Annotated in this window: 16 protein-coding genes and 1 pseudogene; 5 read left to right on the forward strand and 12 right to left on the reverse strand. The window is 72.3% G+C overall.

The window, feature by feature from the left end; all coding sequences use genetic code 11:
* Positions 1–63: 63 nt before the first annotated feature.
* Positions 64–756 carry an ABC transporter permease gene (locus tag K7C20_RS01050; protein WP_342452573.1) on the reverse strand — a complete coding sequence of 231 codons (693 nt, stop codon included), beginning with the start codon at positions 754–756 and terminating at the stop codon, positions 64–66.
* A 28-nt stretch (positions 757–784) separates the two neighbouring features.
* Positions 785–1,045: an ABC transporter permease family protein gene (locus K7C20_RS39185; protein ID WP_342452574.1), complete on the reverse strand. Its 261-nt coding sequence runs from the start codon at positions 1,043–1,045 to the stop codon at positions 785–787.
* A 575-nt stretch (positions 1,046–1,620) separates the two neighbouring features.
* Between K7C20_RS39185 and K7C20_RS39190 the strand changes: the two are divergent.
* From K7C20_RS39190 to K7C20_RS01070, 5 genes and pseudogenes are all read left to right on the forward strand, one after another.
* Positions 1,621–1,803 (forward strand): annotated as a pseudogene (locus K7C20_RS39190) (TMEM175 family protein); the annotation flags it as partial.
* A 136-nt stretch (positions 1,804–1,939) separates the two neighbouring features.
* Complete coding sequence (locus K7C20_RS39195) at positions 1,940–2,200, forward strand: hypothetical protein (RefSeq protein ID WP_342452576.1); 261 nt, start codon at positions 1,940–1,942, stop codon at positions 2,198–2,200.
* A gap of 201 nt (positions 2,201–2,401) precedes the next feature.
* Positions 2,402–3,814, forward strand: coding sequence for an alpha/beta hydrolase family protein (locus tag K7C20_RS01060; protein ID WP_030075063.1), 1,413 nt, complete (start codon positions 2,402–2,404; stop codon positions 3,812–3,814).
* Positions 3,815–3,931: 117 nt separating this feature from the next.
* Positions 3,932–4,720, forward strand: coding sequence for an alpha/beta fold hydrolase (locus K7C20_RS01065; protein WP_030075062.1), 789 nt, complete (start codon positions 3,932–3,934; stop codon positions 4,718–4,720).
* Positions 4,721–4,722: 2 nt separating this feature from the next.
* Positions 4,723–6,006 (forward strand): cytochrome P450, encoded by a 1,284-nt coding sequence (locus tag K7C20_RS01070; protein WP_107083398.1) that lies wholly within the window; start codon positions 4,723–4,725, stop codon positions 6,004–6,006.
* Positions 6,007–6,034: 28 nt separating this feature from the next.
* On the opposite strand, the gene K7C20_RS01075 is transcribed toward K7C20_RS01070, so the two are convergent.
* The 10 genes from K7C20_RS01075 to K7C20_RS01120 all read right to left on the reverse strand — a co-directional run bounded on the left by K7C20_RS01075 (position 6,035) and on the right by K7C20_RS01120 (position 17,675).
* The gene (locus K7C20_RS01075) at positions 6,035–7,678 is read right to left on the reverse strand and encodes an ABC transporter ATP-binding protein (protein ID WP_030075060.1); all 1,644 of its coding nucleotides are present in this window, start codon (positions 7,676–7,678) and stop codon (positions 6,035–6,037) included.
* The gene (locus K7C20_RS01080) at positions 7,675–8,577 is read right to left on the reverse strand and encodes an ABC transporter permease subunit (protein ID WP_053209252.1); all 903 of its coding nucleotides are present in this window, start codon (positions 8,575–8,577) and stop codon (positions 7,675–7,677) included. Before K7C20_RS01080 ends, K7C20_RS01075 begins: the two co-directional genes overlap by 4 nt.
* Positions 8,574–9,527, reverse strand: coding sequence for an ABC transporter permease (locus tag K7C20_RS01085; protein WP_030075057.1), 954 nt, complete (start codon positions 9,525–9,527; stop codon positions 8,574–8,576). Before K7C20_RS01085 ends, K7C20_RS01080 begins: the two co-directional genes overlap by 4 nt.
* Positions 9,524–11,110, reverse strand: a complete 1,587-nt coding sequence (locus K7C20_RS01090) for an ABC transporter substrate-binding protein (RefSeq protein WP_030075056.1) — start codon at positions 11,108–11,110, stop codon at positions 9,524–9,526. The genes K7C20_RS01085 and K7C20_RS01090 overlap by 4 nt, the downstream gene beginning before the upstream one ends.
* A 66-nt stretch (positions 11,111–11,176) precedes the next feature.
* Positions 11,177–11,980: a class I SAM-dependent DNA methyltransferase gene (locus K7C20_RS01095; protein WP_053209253.1), complete on the reverse strand. Its 804-nt coding sequence runs from the start codon at positions 11,978–11,980 to the stop codon at positions 11,177–11,179.
* 8 nt (positions 11,981–11,988) lie between these two features.
* Positions 11,989–13,272 carry an MFS transporter gene (locus tag K7C20_RS01100; RefSeq protein ID WP_063781281.1) on the reverse strand — a complete coding sequence of 428 codons (1,284 nt, stop codon included), beginning with the start codon at positions 13,270–13,272 and terminating at the stop codon, positions 11,989–11,991.
* Positions 13,269–14,369 carry a dipeptide epimerase gene (locus tag K7C20_RS01105; protein WP_053209254.1) on the reverse strand — a complete coding sequence of 367 codons (1,101 nt, stop codon included), beginning with the start codon at positions 14,367–14,369 and terminating at the stop codon, positions 13,269–13,271. Before K7C20_RS01105 ends, K7C20_RS01100 begins: the two co-directional genes overlap by 4 nt.
* Entirely contained in the window at positions 14,366–15,559 is a 1,194-nt protein-coding gene (locus K7C20_RS01110; protein WP_053209255.1) for a PLP-dependent cysteine synthase family protein, read from the reverse strand. The genes K7C20_RS01105 and K7C20_RS01110 overlap by 4 nt, the downstream gene beginning before the upstream one ends.
* On the reverse strand, positions 15,556–16,422 hold the full coding sequence (locus K7C20_RS01115; protein ID WP_030075052.1) for a Rossmann-like domain-containing protein: 867 nt from the start codon (positions 16,420–16,422) through the stop codon (positions 15,556–15,558). The genes K7C20_RS01110 and K7C20_RS01115 overlap by 4 nt, the downstream gene beginning before the upstream one ends.
* Entirely contained in the window at positions 16,419–17,675 is a 1,257-nt protein-coding gene (locus K7C20_RS01120; RefSeq protein WP_209443920.1) for an ATP-grasp domain-containing protein, read from the reverse strand. The genes K7C20_RS01115 and K7C20_RS01120 overlap by 4 nt, the downstream gene beginning before the upstream one ends.
* Between the last annotated feature and the right edge of the window lie 54 nt (positions 17,676–17,729).

Raw genomic sequence — 17,729 nt, forward strand, 5'->3', positions numbered from 1 at the left:
GCGACGGGGATACCTCCCAGCGGTGGCTGGGGGTGGGGCACCTCCCAGCGGTGGCTGGGGGAGTCAGCGGACCCGTACGCGCGGATCGAGCGCCGCATACAGCAGATCGGACAGCAGGCCCGCGATCAGCACCAGGACGGCCGTGAACAGCCCGACGGTGGCCACGGAGTTGACGTCCTGCTTGTTGATCGAGTCGACGAGCAGCTCACCCATGCCGTGCCAGCCGAAGGTCTTCTCGGTGAAGGTCGCGCCGGTGAAGAGCAGCACGATGTTGTAGACCAGCAGGGGCACGACGGGCAGGATCGCGGTGCGCAGCCCGTGTTTGACCAGGGCCTTTCGGCGGCGCAGTCCCTTGGCCCTGGCGGTGCGCAGAAAGTCGCTGCCGAGGACGTCGAGCATCGTGGAGCGCTGATAGCGGCTGTAGAGCGCGACCTGCAGGATGATCAGGGTGAGCGCGGGGAGCAGCATGTGCTGGGCGCGGTTGACGAGGGCGTCGAAGTTCCACTGGCCCGCGTACTGCGGGTCGTACTCGCCGAGCACCTTGATGGTCTGGGAGCCGTCGTTCAGCGCGGTGGCGCCGATCTTCAGTGCGACGCCGATCACGAAGACCGGCATGGCCAGCACGAAGAAGGAGGCGAGGGTGGTGAACCGGTCGAAGAAGCGGTACTGGCGGATGGCGCCGAATGCGCCGAGCGCGACACCGCCGAGGGAGCCGATGAGGGTGGCGATCAGCAGCAGCCGGGTGGAGACGCCCACCCGGCGGCCGAAGTCGTCGTTGACGTCGTCACCTTCGATGGTCTTGCCGAGGTCGCCGTGGACGAACGCCCTCCGCCCAGTGCCCGAACCGGGACAGGATCGGGGTGTCCGGGTTCATGTTGTAGTCGTCGAGCGTCTTGGTGATCGACGATGCGGGCAGCGGCGGGTTACGGCCCTCGAACTTGGCGCGGGGGTTGAGGCTGAGCCCGGCCAGGAAGTAGGTGAGGGAGGCAGCCACGATGACCAGTACCAGATAGTTCGCCAGCCTGCGCAGCAAGTAACGGCCCATGCCGATGTCTCTCCCTCGCGCGCACCGATTCAGCCATGTTCAGCCGAAGTGGGGGTCGGTGCGGATCGAGCACATCTTTCATGTATTCAACACGTTTGTCGATAACGAGATGTTTACGGATGGGTAACGTCAACTCCCCTGGTGAACAAGGGCATTGTGGACACCATTACCAGATTCGACGGAAGTGACGAAGGATCACTTTCGATTCCCAGGCATGGACCGCTCCCCGGCGGGGCGTTACCGATATCCGGACGCCCTGCGAACGTGATGTGGCGCGCGGGTAGTTGACGAAGACTTTACGACAGCGGAGGTAGTGGGTACGCACCGAGGGCCTCACCTTCCCCACCCTCCCCACCTGCCGCCGGAGGCCCGGTGGCGGCCGCGCGGACGAAGTGGCCGGCGGGAATCGCCATGCCCTCGACCGGGTCGCAAAGCCCGGTGGGCGACTCGACGCGTTCAAGGGATCAATCGGGACGTTCCGGCGCAGGCGACCCTAGGGTGGCGTCGTGAACGGCCACCAGCGAGTAGAGGACGACGAGGGGAGCGCGGCCCGGCTCCTCGCGCTGTCGGACGGTGTGTTCGCCATCGCGATAACGCTGCTGGCGCTGGACATCACACTGCCCGCCGGACTGGATCCCGCCGGTTTCGAGCGGGCACTGAGCGACGTGATGCCCAAGGTATGGGCGTACGCCCTCAGTCTGCTGGTCATCGCGGCGTTCTGGCGGGGCCACCACCAGATCTTCCGGTATGTGCGGGAGGTGGACGGGACGGTCATCCGGCTCGGTCTGCTGGGCCTGGGGCTGATCGCCCTGATGCCCTTCCCCACCACTCTGCTGGCCGAGTACGGGGACCTGTCGCAATCGGTGGCCGTCTACTCCGGCGCCGTCGCGGCGATTGGGGGCCACCCAGCTCGCACTGACGGTCGTCCTGTGGAAGCGCCCGTGGCTGGGGAGGGCGGCGCTGCCCGGTCCCGTCGCACGCAACGATGTGGCCGACCTCGCGGCGACGGTGCTGGTCTTCGCCGTCGCCGTGCCGCTCGCCTTCGTCTCCCCGACGGGCGCGAAGCTGTGGTGGACGGTACTGATCCCGGTCAGAGTGGTGACGGGCAAACGGGGCAAGCGCCTGCGCGCGGCCGCTCAGCGGTCCGGTGCCTGAGGCATGTCTTTCGGATCACCCCGGATCCCCCCGGATCCCCCCGGATCGCCCCGGGCCCGCGACGCCTGGCGCGACCGGACGCGGGGCATGGGAGCACAGCCGCCGCATGGCTGAGCCCGGGACGAGGTGACGTGCCCGTTCGGGGGAACGGCGGGTGTCGCGGAGAGCGGCCGGGCGGCCCGGCTCGTACGTTCGGTCGGCATGACGTACCTCTCGGGTGATCGTGTATCCGGCCCCACCCGCCGCACCACGCTTGCCGGGCTCGTCGGCGGGGCCGGGGCCGTGCTGGCCGCCGGGTGCAGCCCCTCGGGTGCGTCGCCCTCGAACGAACCCGAACTCCGGCGCAGGGCAGGCGCATACGCCCCGGCAAGTGATCCCACGCCCGGGGTGATGACGCTCTTCAAGGACCCGGGCTTCAATTTCAACGGGCTCCTCGCCCTCGGCTCGTCCGGCTACGGCGCCGGTGAGGTGGGCGAGGTGCTCACCGCGGTGAACACGATCAACAAGGCCGGCCTCTCCGCGCAGACGTACACCGAGACCTTCAGGAAACTCGGCGACCAGCTGATGGCGGCGCCCCAGGGCAGCAGGCCCGGAGCGCAGACCACACGCTTCCGTGCGCTGCGCGCCGCGCAGTACTACGCCCAGGCACTGTTCTTCGTCCTCGGCTCCGACACCCCCGGTATCGAGGAGCAGCTGTACAAGGCCGGGCGCGGAGCCTGGGACAAGTTCTGCGGGCTGTGCGACCCGGCGCCGGTGACGGCACACATCCCGTACGAGAAGACCCCGTTGCCCGTGTGGTTCTTCCGGCCGGACGACTCCGGCAGGCGGCGCCCCACCGTGATCCTCACGAACGGCAGCGACGGACAGAACGTCGACATGTGGACCTACGGCGTTCCGGCGGCTCTGGACCGTGGCTGGAACGCCCTGGTGTACGACGGGCCCGGACAGGGTCAGCTGCTCTTCGTCGACCAGGTGGTCTTCACTCCGCGCTGGGAGACCGTCGTGACGCCGCTCGTCGACTGGCTGTCCGCCCGCTCGGACGTGGACACCGGCAGGATCGCCCTGACCGGGCTGAGCATGGCCGGGGATCTGGCCCCCCGGGCCGCCGCCTTCGAGCGCCGTATCGCCGCTCTGGTGGCGATGCCCGGCGTGCTCTCGCCCTGGCTGGGCTTCCCGCCGGAAGTCCGGGAGATCCTCACCCCGGACAAGGAGAAGACCAACACCATCTGGAACAAGGAGGTCGTCCCCGAGCTGCCGCCGTCCGCGGCGGCGACGATGAAGAAGCGCATCGAGCCCTTCTCCGTGCCGGCGATGCTCGCCGCCCGCCAGGGCAAGATGTTCACGGACTTCCACACCCCCGCCACACTCATCAAGTCGCTGGACATCACGGACGTCGTGGGCCGCATCAAGATGCCCACCCTGGTCCTCGACTACGCATACGAGCAGTTCTATCCGGGGCAGCCGCGCCAGATGTTCGACAAGCTGACGGCTCCCAAGGACTACGTGAAGCTCACCGCGGCCACCGGCGCGCAGCTGCACTGCTCCCCGATGGCCCCGCAGCAGCACTGCGAGGTCGTCTTCGACTGGCTACAGGAGACGCTGTCAGGCGGCTGACCTCCGCGGCGGCCTCACCGGCCTCGTGGCGCCCTTGCAGGGCAGGGGTGTTACGGCCACTGTGGTCGGACATGGCCGTTGACCGTCGGCGAGTGCCGTCACACATTTGGAGTGCGCGTGGCTTCCTTCGTACTGCCTCATGCCCTGCACGGCCGGGGACCGCACAAGGTCATCGCCGTGCACGGGTGGTTCGCCGACAGGTCCGCCTTCGACCCGGTCCTGCCGGATCTCGATCAGGAGGCGTTCCAGTACGCGCTGGTCGATCTCCGTGGCTACGGCGAGGCGAGAGGCGAGACCGGCTCGTACACCTCCGGTGAAGGGGCGGCCGATGTGCTCGCGCTCGCCGACCGGCTGGGCTGGGACCGGTTCTCGGCGGTCGGCCATTCGATGGGCGCCAGTGTCGTCCAACGGGTCCTGGCCGCGGCTCCGCACCGGGTGCGCAGGCTCGTGGGCATCTCGCCGGTCCCCGCATCCGGGCTGCCCCTGCCGCCGCCGCAGTGGGAGTTGTTCTCCTCCGCGGCCCATGTGCCGGAGAACCGGCGGGCCATCATCGACCTCACCACCGGCGGGCGGCGCCCGGCCGCTTGGCTGGACCGGATGGTGCAGCGGTCACTGGCGTGCAGCGATCCGAAGGCGTTCCGGTCCTGGCTGGACTCCTGGTCCGGGGAGGCGTTCGCCGCCGAGGTCGAGGGCTCGGCGGTGCCGGCGCTGGCGGTGACCGGGGCGCTGGATCCCGCTCTGACCGCCGAACTGACGCGTCAGACATGGATGCGGTGGTACGCCCGCAGCGAGCTGGTCGAGCTGCGATCGGCGGGGCACTACGCCATGGACGAAACCCCGCTGGAACTGATCCGGGCCGTGGAGGACTTTCTGCGCGCCGAGGGTGACGTGCAGGCAGCCGGGTGACCGTGCCCGCCGGGGAAACCGCCCCTCCGGACGTGCCGGACGTCTTCGACCCGCGCGGCTACGTGGACGGGCTGCCGCACGCGGCGTACCGGCTGTTGCGCGATCATCATCCGGTGGCCTGGCAGGAGGAGCACGAGGTGCTCGGCTGGCCGGCCGGCCCCGGCTTCTGGGCGGTCACGCGTCACGACGACGTCGTACGGGTCCTGAAGGACGCGCGCACTTTCTCCTCGCACCTGGGGGCCACCCAGATCCGCGACCCCGACCCCGCCGACCTGCCGTTCATCCGCCGCATGATGCTCAATCAGGACCCCCCGGACCACGGGCGGCTGCGGCGCCTGGTGAGCCGTGCCTTCACGCCGCGGCGCGTCGAGCGTTTCGGGACGGCCGTACGCGAGCGGGCCCGTGGCCTGCTGACCGCGGCGGTCGACGCGGCGCGCACGGGGAGCGGGGTGCGCGACCTCGTCACCGACGTCACGGACGACTTCGCCCTGCTCAACCTCGCCGACCTGCTCGGGGTGCCGCCCGCCGAACGCGGGCTGCTCCTGGCCTGGACCCGGCGGGTCATCGGCTACCAGGACCCGGACGAATCGGGCCCGTCGCCATCGGGGCCGGACGGAGGTCCCGCCGATCCGCGGTCCCCGTCGATGCTTCAGGACATGTTCGACTTCGCGCGGGAGCTGGCCGCCCACAAGCGACGGCATCCGGGCGACGACGTCATGACCGTGCTCGCGGCGGACGACGAACTGGCCACACCCGAACTGGAGATGTTCTTCTTCCTGCTGACCATCGCGGGCAACGACACGGTACGCAGCGCGGCGCCCGGCGGCCTGCTGGCGCTGGCCCGGCATCCGGACGCCTACCGCGGGCTGCGCAGCGGGGCGGTGGGGGCGGCGGCCTGTGTGGAGGAGCTGCTGCGCTGGCATCCGCCGGTGCTCAGCTTCCGCCGGACCGCGGCGTGCGACACCGAGTTGGCCGGCCGCCACCTCCGCGCGGGCGACAAAGTGGTGGTCTTCCACGGCTCGGCGAACTACGACGAGCGGGTCTTCGCCGCCCCGCACCGTCTGGACCTGGCCCGGTCCCCCAACCCCCATGTCTCGTTCGGCGACGGCCCGCACGTCTGCCTGGGCGCGCATCTCGCCCGGTTGCAGTTGCGGGTGCTGTACGAGGAGACGGGCAACCTGCTGCCCGCTCTGGCGGTCGCCGGTCCGCCGCAGCGGCTGGTGTCGAACTTCATCAATGGGCTGAAGTCGCTGCCGCTGCGGCTGGTGGAAGGCTCGTCCCGGTAGGGGCCGTGCAGGGAGCGGCGCCGCCTGCTCACGTCCCGTGTGCCGCGCCGGCATCGGGGGACGCGGCGCTCGGCATGGCCCCTCGGTCGGGTGAGGCCCGCAGCAGCGAGGCGGTGAGGGGGTGCCGGGGGTCGGCGAGGAGCTGGTCGGTCGGGCCCTGTTCGACGAGGCGGCCGTTGTCGAGCACGGCCGTGCGGGCGGCCAGGGCTGCGGTGTCGCGGTCATGGGTGATCAGGACCAGGGACAGGTCCGGATGGGTCCGCAGGAGCTCTGCGAGAAGGGTGCGGAGGTTCCGGCGGGCGACGGTGTCCAGGCCGGAGGTGATTTCGTCGCAGAGCAGGACCCTCGGGCGGGCCAGCAGCGCGCGGGCCAGGGCGGCACGCTGGAGTTCGCCGCCGGAGAGCTCCGCGGGCATGCGGCGGACGAGGTCGCCGGCCAGACCGAGGGAGCTCAGGATGCGCTCGGCGTCGGCCGGCGCCTCCGGCGCGGGAACCTTGCGCAGGCGGATGGCAGTGCGGCTCACCTGGTCGAGGACCGGGCGGTGTTCGTCGAAGGCGGACCGGGCGTCCTGGAAGACGTACTGCACTGCCGCCAGTTGTTCGCGGGTACGGTCGCGCAGGCTGCGGGGCAGCACGGCGCCGTCGAGCAGGACCTCCCCGTCGTAGGTCCGGTGGAGCCCGGCCAGGCAGCGGGCGAGGGTGGTCTTGCCGCTGCCCGAGCGGCCGACGACGGCCGTGCAGCCCGGCGGGAGGACGAGATCGGTGGGGTGCAGGACGGTGGACCTGCCGTGGCGGGCGGTGAGGGACCGCACCTGAAGTACGGGGGCCTGGGCGGCGAGGGGGCTCCCGGGGCGGCTGCGCCGTGTGCAGGCACCTGTTGCGCCGGCGCCTGTTGTGGCGGCGTCGCGGAGCGCCGGCACACCTTCTGGCGGCTCGGCGGGGTCGGCCGCGGCGAGGAGTTCGCGGGTCCAGGGGTGCCGGGGGGAGAGCCGGAGTTCTTCCGGCGGGCCGGATTCCACGATGCGGCCGGCGCGCATGACGTGGACGTCATCGGCCAGTGCGTGGACGACATCCAGGTCGTGGCTCAGGAGCAGTATCGAGAGGCCCTGCCGGGCCAGGGCAGCGAGTTGGCCGGTGATCTGCTGCTTCGTCAGTGCGTCCTGACCGGTGGTCGGTTCGTCCGCGATGAGGGTGGTGGCACCGGTCAGGAGAGCCTGGGCGAGGACCACACGTTGCTGTTGGCCGCCGGAGAGCTGGTGGGGGTAGCGGTGCAGCAGGGTTTCGCCGTCGGGCAGCTGGGCCTGGTCCAACGCGCGCAGCACACGTTGCCGGGCCGCGGAGCGGCGGGCGCGGCGCGGCAGATGGCATACCTGCGTGCGCGCGATGTCCTGGAGGAGGGCGGCCACGGGCCGGGCGGGGTTGAGGACGGTGGCGGGGTGCTGCGGTACGTACCCGACGAGGGTGTCGGGGACGTTCACCTCGCCGGTCACCACGGCGCCGGGCGGATACTCGTCGAGCAGGGCGAGGCCGGTGGTGGTCTTGCCGCTGCCGGAGGCACCGACCAGGGCGGTGATCCTGCCGGGTGCCAGCCGGAGGCTCACTCCGTCGACAAGGGTCCGGCCGCCGATCTCGACCCGGAGATCCTGGAGCCGAGCGATTTCGGTTGCGTTCATGGACTGCTCTTCTCGCTTCGCCTCGGCCCGGGGGCCGTACCGTCGGTGGGCGGGTGGTCAGGGCCCGGGGGACGCGGTGGACGGTCCGGCCGCGGTCGTGGGTCGCGTCGGGTCAGGGCCGCGTCGAAGAGCAGGTTGCAGCCCATGGTCAGGGCCATGATCAGGAACGCGGGCAGCGCAACGGCCCAGGGCTGGACGAACATGCCCGTCCGGTTGCGGTCGACCATCACCGCCCAGTCGGCGGCGTCCGGTTCGGCGCCGACGCCGAGGAAGGCGGCCGTGGCCACCAGGTACAGCACTCCCGTCAGCCGGACCCCGGCGTCGGCGGCAAGGGTGCGCAGGGCCGAGCGGCCGGCGTAGCCCACGGCCATCCGCCACCAGGTCTCGCCCTGCATCCGCAGCGCCTCGACCGCGGGCGAGGCGGCCGCCTCCGCGGCGGCTGCCCGTACCGTCCGGGCGGCGTCCGGGACATTGACCAGCGCCACCAGGAGCGCGAGCCCCCCGGCGCCGGGCGTCATGACTGCCGACACCAGCAGGATGACCAGCAGCGACGGCACGGCGAGCAGCACGTCCAACGGGCGCATCAACAGCTCTTCCAGCCAGCTGCGATGGGTGAGCGCACTGATGAGGCCCAACGGCAGCGCCACCGCGTAGGCCAGCGCCGTCGCCGCGAGCGCGGCCAGGACCACGGGGCGGCCGCCGAGCAGCACCTGCCGCCAGACGTCCCGGCCGACGAAGTCGGTCCCGGCCCAGTGTCCGCCGCCGATGGTGAAGGAAGCGGCCCGGGGGCCTGGTTCCCCGGCGAACAACGGCCCGAGCAGGGCGAGCAGCAGCGGTACGGCGATGATCAGCACGGCGAAGGTGAAGCGTGCCGGGCCGCCGGTCGTACGTCGTCTCATGCCGCCGCCCCGGTCCGGGGCACGAAGCGGTGGATGACCAGGTCCGCGCCGAGGTTGAGGACGACGGCGGTGCATCCGAAGACGACCGCCAGGCCCTGGATGACGGGGACGTCGCGTTCCGTCACGGCGTTCATCAGGACCGTTCCGAGTCCGGGGATCACGAAGAGGGCCTCCACGACGATGACTCCGCACAGCAGCCAGTCGATGGTGCGGGCCAGTTGCTGGGCGGCGGGCGCCAGGGCATGCGGCAGGGCGTGTGTGTAGCGGATGCGTGCGCCGGGGATGCCGTAGCGGCGGGCGTGCGCGACGTACGGCGAGGCCAGGGCGTCGATCATGCCGGCGCGGACCAGCCGCGCCAGCGAGCACACCGGCCGGGACAGCAGCACCGCCACGGGCAGCACCAGCGCCGCCGGGTGGGCGAGCAGATCGCCGCCGTAGCCGACGGCGGTCGGTGGCAGCCAGCCCAGGCGCAGCGCGAGGACCGCGACCAGCAGCACACCGAGGGCGAACTCGGGTACGGCGTACACGCCGAGGGTCACCGAGCTGATGAGGCGGTCGCCGAGCCGTCCTTCGTACCGGGCGGCCAGGACGCCGAGGCCGACCCCGACCGGCACGAGCAGGAGCAGGGTGAGCGCGGCGAGCACCACGGTCGGTCCGAACCCGTCGGCGAGGTAGGAGCTGACCGGCCGGCCGGAGGTCAGCGAGCTGCCGAGGTCCGCGTGCAGCAGTCCGGCCGCCCACTCCCCCAGGCGTACGTAGGCGGGCCGGTCCAGGTGCATGGCCTCCCGGATGGCGGCGATCCGCCCGGGGTCGGGCTGGTCACCGGCGAGTGCCACCGCGGCATCGCCGGGCAGCGCCTCGGTGAGGGCGAACACGAGCAGGACGACGGCGACGGTCTGCCCGGCGCCGAGCAGCAGCCGGCGGAGCAGCCATGACCGCAGGCCGGTCATGCGAGCCACACCTTGTCGAAGCGGGCCCAGTCGAGCGTGTTGGCGGGGGCCTGGTGCGCGACGCCGCGGACATTGCGGGCGGTGCCCAGGATCCAGTCGGCGAAGCCCCAGACCAGGAAGCCGCCCTCGGCGTACAGCCGGCGCTGCATCCGCGCGTACACGGCGGCCCGGTCCTTCTTGCTCCTGGTGGACTGGGCCTGCTGGTAGAGGGCGTCGAAGTCCTTGTGCTGCCACTTGGTGGCGTTGGTGGTGGAGCCGGTCAGCAGCCGCTGGGAGAAGTGCGATTCGATCGGCATCGCGCCGGAGCGGTAGCAGCACAGGGATCCGGAGTCGAGGGTGTCCTGCCAGTAGCTGTCCTTGCTGCCCATCGCGACCTTCACCTGCACTCCGGCCTTGGCGGCCTGATCGCGGAAGATGGCGGAGGCCTCGGTGAACCCGGCGGCGACGGCGGAGGTGTCCAGGGTGACCCGCAGTCCGTCGGCGCCGGCCTTCTTCAGCAGATGGCGGGCGCGGTCCAGGTCCTGTTCGCGCTGCGGCAGGCCGTCCTCGTAGTACTCGTACCCCTTGCCGAACAGGTCGTTGCCGATCTCGCCGGCGCCGGAGAGCGCACCGTCGACCAGTTCCTTGCGGTCGGTGAGGAGGAAGAACGCCTCGCGCACCCGCTTGTCGTCGAACGGCGCCCGGTCGGTCTTCATCGCGAACGACTGCATCGCGCTGTTGCGCAGCCGTACGATCTCGATCTGCCCCTTGCCCTCGTGTGCGCGGGCCGTCGTCGGCGCCAGCTCGTGGGCGTACTCGACCTGGCCGCCGAGCAGGGAGTTGAGGCGTGCGGACTCCTCGTTGGCGACCAGGAACTCCAGCTGGTCCAGGTAGGGCGCGCCCTCCCAGTAGTCGTCGTTGCGCCGGAAGACGGCGGACCGTCCGGGCGTGAAGGAGACGAAGCGGAAAGGGCCGCTGCCGACCGGCCTGCGGTCGAAGTCGTGCGCGCCGTCGGGGACGACATAGGCGCCGAACGCGGCGAGGAGGTTGGGGAATTCGGCGGTCGGCCGCTTCAGCGCGAACTCGACGGTCCGTTCGTCGAGAGCCCGGCTCGCCTTGAGGTCGAGGGGCTCCAGCGAGGCCTTGGCGCGGAACGCCTTCTCGGGGTCGGCGATACGGCGGTAGCTGTAGAGGACGTCCCGGGCGGTGACCGGTTTGCCGTTGTGGAAGGACGCCTTGCGCAGCTTCACCGTCCAGCGGTCGAGTCCGGCGTTCGGCTCCCAGGACGCGGCGAGCCGCGGTTCGGCGGAGAGGTCGGCGCCGAAGTCGGCGAGCTTGTCGAAGAGGGCCTTGGCGCGGGCCGCGTCGGCGAAGAGGTTGGCCAGGTGCGGGTCGAGGGTCTCGCCGGCGCCACCGCCGGCGAACGCGGCGCGCAGCTTCCCGCCGCGCCGGGGCTTGCCGCCGCCGTCGGCGGCGTCACCGGAGGGGCCTGTGCATCCGGCGAGGGCGAGCGCGCCGAGTCCGGCCGCACCGCCGGCCGCGGCGAGGAAGCCGCGGCGGTGCAGGCCGGGGAAGCGGGGAGGGTGGACGGGACCGTCGTACATGCCGGTTTCCTTGCTGTGTGCGGGCGGAGGTGGCGGAGAGCGGAGGCGAAGGAGAGGGGGCGGGCGTCAGTCGTGCCGGGTCAGCCTGGCGACGAGGTGGAGCCGGTCCTGGTCGGTGCGCTCCCCCGGTCCGGCGCCCTCCTGCCAGGGCGGTTCCGTCCGTGGCCCCGGCCCGTCGTGCAGGTCGAGGACCTCGAAGCCGTGCGCGGCGAGGACATGGCGCAGTTCCTGGGGGAAGAGCAGCCGCCATGCGGAGCGCTGCTCGTGCGGCGGGGAGCCGTCGTCGGCCGTCCAGATGCGGGTACGGCGCAGGAGTTGGGCGGTGCGGTCGACGGACAGCGTGGTCGTGGAGGTGTAGGCGGTGCCGTGCCAGGTGAAGCCGTTGACGGCCGGGGCGTCGAGCAGTTCGGTGCGGCCGAGGAAGAAGGCGCCGTTGCGCATCTCGGCGACGAGCAGCCCGCCGGGGGTGAGGCTGCGCCGGCAGGACGCGAGGAAGCCGTCGAGTTCGGCGTTGGTGTGGCAGTAGAGCAGGGCGCTGTCCAGGCAGACGACGGCGTCCACGGGATCGTCGTGGAGGTCGAAGTCCCGCAGATCGGCCCGTACGTAGTCCGGCCCCCGGTGGTGGATACGGGCGTACGCGAGCATCGCTTCGGAGAGATCGGCCGCGACGACCGTACGGCCCGCCGCGTGCAGATATGCGGCGTCGCGTCCGGTGCCACAGCCGATGTCCAGGACGCGGGGGCCCGCACCGTGCCGTCGCAGGCAGTCCTCGGCCCAGCGGCCGGCCAGGCGGCCGGTGTCGGGGAAGCGTGCCTCGTAGAGTTCCGGGTTGTCGGTCAGCAGGTTGTCGTTGCTGCGCGTGGTGTCCATGGGTGGTGTCACGCCTTTCCCGCCGCCGTGGCCGGTGCCGTGGCCGCCGCCTCGGCCGCCCGGTCCGGCAGCCCCCGCAGCCGGTGCAGCCAGGCGACACCGGCCGCGGAGACGAGTCCGAAGGCCAGACAGCACGCCCAGGGCAGCCACGGCGCACGGGTGTGTTCACCGGTGTCCATGGCCCAGCCGACGACGGTGTTGCCCACCGCCGCGGCGATGCCGGAGACCACGTAGAACAGCCCGAAGTACGTGCCGGTGAGCTCGGCCCGGCCGAAGGCGGGGATGAGCTCCATCACGAACGGCTGGGCGATCATGACGCCCAGGTAGAGCAGCAACGCCCCGGCCAGTACGGGCAGTACGCGCAGCGCGGCGCCGCCGGGACCGCCGGACGGCGGCACCGGGCCGGCGACGGCCATCGGCGGTACGAAGGCGAGGCCCATCAGGACGAGCCCCGCGCCGATCCACCACGCCCGGTCGCCGCGCCCCTTGAGCGCGCGGGTGATCCGCATCTGGAGCGAGAGGTTGGCGACGGTTCCGACGAGGAAGACGAGGCCGGCCGCGCCGTCCCAGCCGGTGGCCCGCCGAGCGCCCTCGGGCAGCAGCAGGTACAGCTGGTTCTGGAGGGTGAACATGCCGACCATGGCCAGCGCGAAGGCCACGAAGACGCGGTTGCCGAGGACTTCGCGCCAGTCGCCGAGGACGCTGTTCGTGGCCGGGGCGACCGTGTGGGCCGGCAGCACCAGGGCCTGCGCGACGGTGAGCAGCGCGAAGAGGCCGGCGGCGGTGAGCGCGGAGGTCCGGAAGTCGACGAGCAGCAGGACGCTGCCGAGCAGCGGCCCGATCAGGGCGCCGGTGGTCGCGAACACGTTGAAGAGGGCGAACGCCTCGGCCTTGCGGTCGCCCGCCTCCTGCGCGAGGTAGGCCCGGACGGCGGGGTTGAACAGCGCGCCGGCCAGCCCGCTGAGGACGGAGGCGGCGACGAGTACGGCCAGGCCGTCGCCGAGCGCGAAGAGCCCGAAGCCGACGGTCCGCAGCGCACAGCCGGCGATGATGACCCCGCGCGCGCCCAGCCGGTCGGACGCCGAGCCGCCGATGAGGAACAGCCCCTGCTGGCTCAGGTTGCGGACGCCGAGCACGATGCCGACGACCGCGGCGGACATCCCCAGGTCCTCGCCCAGGTGCACGGCGAGGTACGGGATGAGCAGATAGAAGCCGGTGTTGACACCGAGCTGGTTGATCAGCAGCAGCCGGATCGCGAACGGGAAGCGGCGCATCTCGTGCCAGATCTTCACTGCGTCGCCTCCGCACTGCGGACCGGCTCCGGCGCCGTCTCGCCCGGCGGTATCCCGCCGCGCGCAGGCCGTACGCCGAGGCCCGGCTGCCCGCCGGCTCCTACGGTGCCGTCCGTCCCGCCGATGCCGGTCCAGGGGTCGTGGGCGAGCAACAGGTGGCCGTCCAGGTCGGTCCAGCGGGCGCGGTCGGCGAGGTGGACGGCGGGCGCGAGACCGAGCGTGCTGGCGGTGAGGCAGCCGAGCATCAGCTCGGTGCCGCTGCCGGCGATCAGGTCGGCGATGCGCAGTGCCGCGCCGACACCGCCGCACTTGGCGAGCTTGACGTTGATGCCGTGCACCCGGCCGGCCAGCCGCCGGGCGTCCTCGAAGCCGACCGCGTCCTCGTCGGCGATGACCGGCAGCGGCGAGCCTTCGGCGAGCCGGGCCAGCGTCTCGGGGTCGCCGGGGGCGATGGGCTGCTCCACGGCCTCGACCCCGAGGTCCGCGTAACGGGGCAGCAGGGCCTGTGCCAGGGCGGGGGCCCAGGCGCCGTTGGGGTCGAGCAACAGCCGGGCGTGCGGCGCGGCCTGGCGCACGGCCCGTACGCGGTCGAGGTCGTCCTCGGGGTCCGGGGCACCCGCCTTGATCTTGAGGACGGAGAAGCCCTGCCGGACCAAGCGGCCCGCCTGCTCCGCGGCCGCGCGGCGCGAGGTGATGCCGAGGGTGCGGGCGGTGGCGGCGCGCGGCGCTCCGGTGCTGCCGAGCAACCGGTGCACGGGGAGGCCCGCGCGCTTGCCGACGAGGTCGAGCAGCGCGGACTCCACCGCCGCGGTCACCGCGGCGGGCGTGCCGGGAGCGAGCAGCTCGCCCGTGCGCAGGGCTTCGAGTGCGGTCTCCGGGTCGGCACAGCGGGCGAGTTCGCGTGCGGTCCCGTTCAGCAGCCGGCCGAGGGTGGTGGCGTCCAGTCCGTAGTAGGTGCTGGTGACGGCTTCTCCGTAGCCGCGTCGGCCGTGGTGTTCGATGCCGAGCCATACGGCGTCGCGGGCCGCCATCGTGGAGCGGGATATCCGTAGCGGCTCGGTGAGTGCGAGTCGTACGGTGCGCTGACTGACCTTCACGGGGCTTCTTTCCGGGTGGTGCGGTGGGTGGGTAGGTGTGGTCCGGCGGCGGGCGCCTGGACGGGTCCGGGGCCGGGCGCTGCGGGGCGCTGGGCGGTCGGAGCGGGCGAGTGGTCGCCCGCGGCGGGGGGCGCCAGCGGGTCGGTGACCGTCCGGCAGCGGGTCCATCCCCTCGCCTCCGCCGCCTGCGGGTGCGGGATCTCGACCGGGCGGGTGGCGGCACAGGTCAGGTCCAGGCCGTGGGCGGTGGCGAAGTCGTCGTCGTAGACGCTGCCCAGGTAGCGCTGCGGCCCGTCGGGGAAGACCGTGGCGACCACGGCACCGGGATGGACGCGGGCGGCCCACGCGGCGACGAGTGCGACGGCGCCGGTGCTCCAGCCGCCGCTGACGAAGTTGCCGGCGGCGAGCCTGCGGCAGGCGTCGGCGGACTCGGCCGGGCCGACCCAGTGCACCTCGTCGAACGCGTCGTAGGCGACATTGCGCGGGTGGATGCTGCTGCCGAGGCCCCGCATCAGCCGGGTCCTGGCGGGCTGGCCGAAGATCGTCGAACCGGTGGCGTCCACACCGATCAGCTGCAGGTGCGGCCAGTGTCTGCGCAGGGGGGCGACGACTCCGGCGCTGTGGCCTCCGGTGCCGACGCTGCACACCAGGAAGTCGAGGTGGTCCAGCTCGGCCGCCATCTCGGCGGCGAGGGAGCCGTAACCGGCCACGTTGTCGGGGTTGTTGTACTGGTCGGGCCAGTACGCACCGGGCAGTTCGGCGAGCAGCTGCCGCAGCCGGGCCAGCCGGGCCGCCTGCCAGCCGCCCTCGGCCGCCGGCCGGTCGACCAGTTCGAGCCGGACTCCGTACGTCCGCAGCAAGCGGCGCATCGAGGGCTCCAGCTCGGTGTCACCGACCAGGACGACGGGGTGGCCGAATGCCTGGCCCGCGAAGGCCAGGCCGATGCCGAGGGTGCCGGAGGTGGATTCCACCACGGGGGCGCCGGGCCGGAGTTCGCCGCGCTCCTTGGCGCCGAGCAGCATCGAGACGGCGGCTCGCGCCTTCATGCCGCCCGCGCCGAGCCCTTCGAGCTTGGCCCAGAAGCCGGGGTGCGGGCAGGGCAGATCGGCGGTGACGCGGGCGAGCGGGGTGCGGCCGAGCAGACCGAGGAGCTCCCGGTTGCCGGTGGGGTGCACGAGGGCGGTGGTCACCGGGCGGCTCCGGGTGCCTCGCCGTGGTAGCGGTGGACGATGCCGGATCCGCCGTCGAGCCAGAAGAACGGGTAGGGCTCCGCACACACCGCGCTCACCCCTGAGCCGAGGAACCGCGGCAGCACCGCACTCCCGGTCTGGGCGAACATCACCAGGGGCTTGCGGTGCCGCAGTGCATGCTCCCGCAGCGGCTCGAAACTGCCGTTTCCCAGCGTCATGCCGGAGGCGAGCACCGCGTCGCAGCGCTCCAACTCGGCCAGCGCATCGGTGCGTACGGGCTCGCCCCACTCCGTCGTGCCGCCCTTGAGGTCGCACGGCACATACGCCAGACCGCGCTCCCGCAGCGCCTCCAGCAGCGAATTGACCACGCCGATCACGAGCACCCGCGCGCCGGGCACGACGTCGATCAGCCCGGTGACGGCCCGTGCCCTGGCCCGTGACTTCCGCAGGGACGACCCGGCCGGCAGCGACCAGGGGCGCGCGCCGTTCGCGGGCGTGTGCGGGCGTACGTGCATCAGGTACGCGTCGAGGGCGGCCACCCGCACCGGGCGCAGCTCGTGCCCCAGGAGGCGGTCGAGGTCCGCGCCGACGCAGTCCTCGATCGCGGCGTCCGGCAGCTCACCGGGCTCCACCGCGCAGGAGCCGACCGCCGCGGCGAGCCGCAGGCTCAGCACCTCATTGCGGTAGCCCCCTTCGCGGCCCTCGTGGCGTACGGCCTGCCGGGTGCTGAAGGCGACGGCGATCCGCTGGGTGGACGGGTCGGGCCCGAACTCGCCGGCCCGCACGCGGGCCACGAGATCGTCGTACGAAGCGGCAGGGGCGGGGGCGTTGCCGGCGGGGGTGCGCGTGACGACCTGGTTCATCGGGTCACCACCCGCGGGCGCAGCTCGGCGAGCAGTGCTTCGACACGTCGGCGGGCGGCCGGGCCTTCGGCGTCGCCGGCCATGAGGTGTCCCAGGTAGGCGTTGTTGCTGCCGGTCTCCTTGACCGCCGTGCCGGGCTCGGCGAGCTGGAGTTCGAGCACTTCCGGCGCCGCGCGCACGAGGTCGCCGCCGTCGACCGCCTCCAGGACGCCGGCGGTCTGCGGCACGAGGAAGCCGATGGCGGCGCTGCGCAGTCCGGTGTCCCGGAGGCGCAGGTCGGGCCGCTCGCCCCGGGCCACGTCCACGCAGGCTGCGGCGACATCGATGCCGGTGACATGGCGGATCAGTTCGGTGATGCGGTTGCCCGCGGGCCGGGGGTTGACCTCGACCAGGCGCGGTCCGTCGGGAGTCAGCTTGATCTCGGTGTGCGCCACGACGCCGTCGAGTCCGAGGGCCTCCAGGGCGAGTACGGCGGTCTCCTCCGCCGCCGCCCGGTCGGCCGCCGGGAGCGCCGCGGGGAACATGTGGCCGGTCTCGATGAAGGCCGGTGCTCCGCCGACGCTCTTGTCGGTCACCCCGATCACCTGGGTACTGCCGTCGAACGTCACGGTCTCGACGCTGACTTCGGGGCCGTGGAGCAGCTCCTCCAGCAGGACGACGGGCGCCCGGCGCTGCCCGCGCGCATTGACGGGAAAGCCGTCGAGCGCACGGTAGGCGCGGGTCAGTTCCGCTTCGTCGTCGATGCGCCGGACGAACATCCCCGCACACAGGTCGACCGGCTTCAGCACCAGCGGATAGCCGATCTCCGCGGCCGCTGCGGCGGCTTCGGACCGGTCCGCGCAGACCGCGAAGCGCGGCCCGGGTACTCCCGCAGCGGCGAGCACCTGCCGGGTGGCGTCCTTGCGGCAGGCGTTCTCGACCGCCTCGGGCGCCGGGCCGGGCAGTCCGAGGCGGCCGGCGATGCGCGCGACCGTCGGGAGGTAGTAGTCGCAGGAAGTGAGCACACCGTCGAAGCCGAGCACGGAGTGCAGCCGCTCGGCATACGGCAGCAGCGTTTCGAGGTCGTTGGTGTCGGCGGTCAGCACATTGCGGGCGCCGAGCAGCGGGTGGGCGGCGCCCTCGGGTGCGGAGCGCAGGTAGTGGTGCAGATCGCGGGTGAGGAAGGTGAACTCGTGTCCGCCCTCACGGATCGCGCGTGGGAGCAACCTGCTCATCGCTCCGACCCAGCTCTCGACCATCAGCAGATGAGCCACGGTTTCCCTTCTTCGCAGGCGTTGTCCGTGCGTGTTGCGGCGGTTTTTGACGGG

Source organism: Streptomyces decoyicus, from assembly GCF_019880305.1.
In the GTDB taxonomy this organism is placed as follows: domain Bacteria; phylum Actinomycetota; class Actinomycetes; order Streptomycetales; family Streptomycetaceae; genus Streptomyces; species Streptomyces decoyicus.

What these genes read in the sequence shown, in the direction of transcription:
- K7C20_RS39185 (WP_342452574.1), bottom strand. Translation starts at nt 1,045, where the DNA reads ATGGGCCGTTACTTGCTGCGCAGGCTGGCGAACTATCTGGTACTGGTC.
- K7C20_RS01060 (WP_030075063.1), top strand. Translation starts at nt 2,402, where the DNA reads ATGACGTACCTCTCGGGTGATCGTGTATCCGGCCCCACCCGCCGCACC.
- K7C20_RS01075 (WP_030075060.1), bottom strand. Translation starts at nt 7,678, where the DNA reads ATGAACGCAACCGAAATCGCTCGGCTCCAGGATCTCCGGGTCGAGATC.
- K7C20_RS01080 (WP_053209252.1), bottom strand. Translation starts at nt 8,577, where the DNA reads ATGAGACGACGTACGACCGGCGGCCCGGCACGCTTCACCTTCGCCGTG.
- K7C20_RS01085 (WP_030075057.1), bottom strand. Translation starts at nt 9,527, where the DNA reads ATGACCGGCCTGCGGTCATGGCTGCTCCGCCGGCTGCTGCTCGGCGCC.
- K7C20_RS01090 (WP_030075056.1), bottom strand. Translation starts at nt 11,110, where the DNA reads ATGTACGACGGTCCCGTCCACCCTCCCCGCTTCCCCGGCCTGCACCGC.
- K7C20_RS01095 (WP_053209253.1), bottom strand. Translation starts at nt 11,980, where the DNA reads ATGGACACCACGCGCAGCAACGACAACCTGCTGACCGACAACCCGGAA.
- K7C20_RS01115 (WP_030075052.1), bottom strand. Translation starts at nt 16,422, where the DNA reads ATGAACCAGGTCGTCACGCGCACCCCCGCCGGCAACGCCCCCGCCCCT.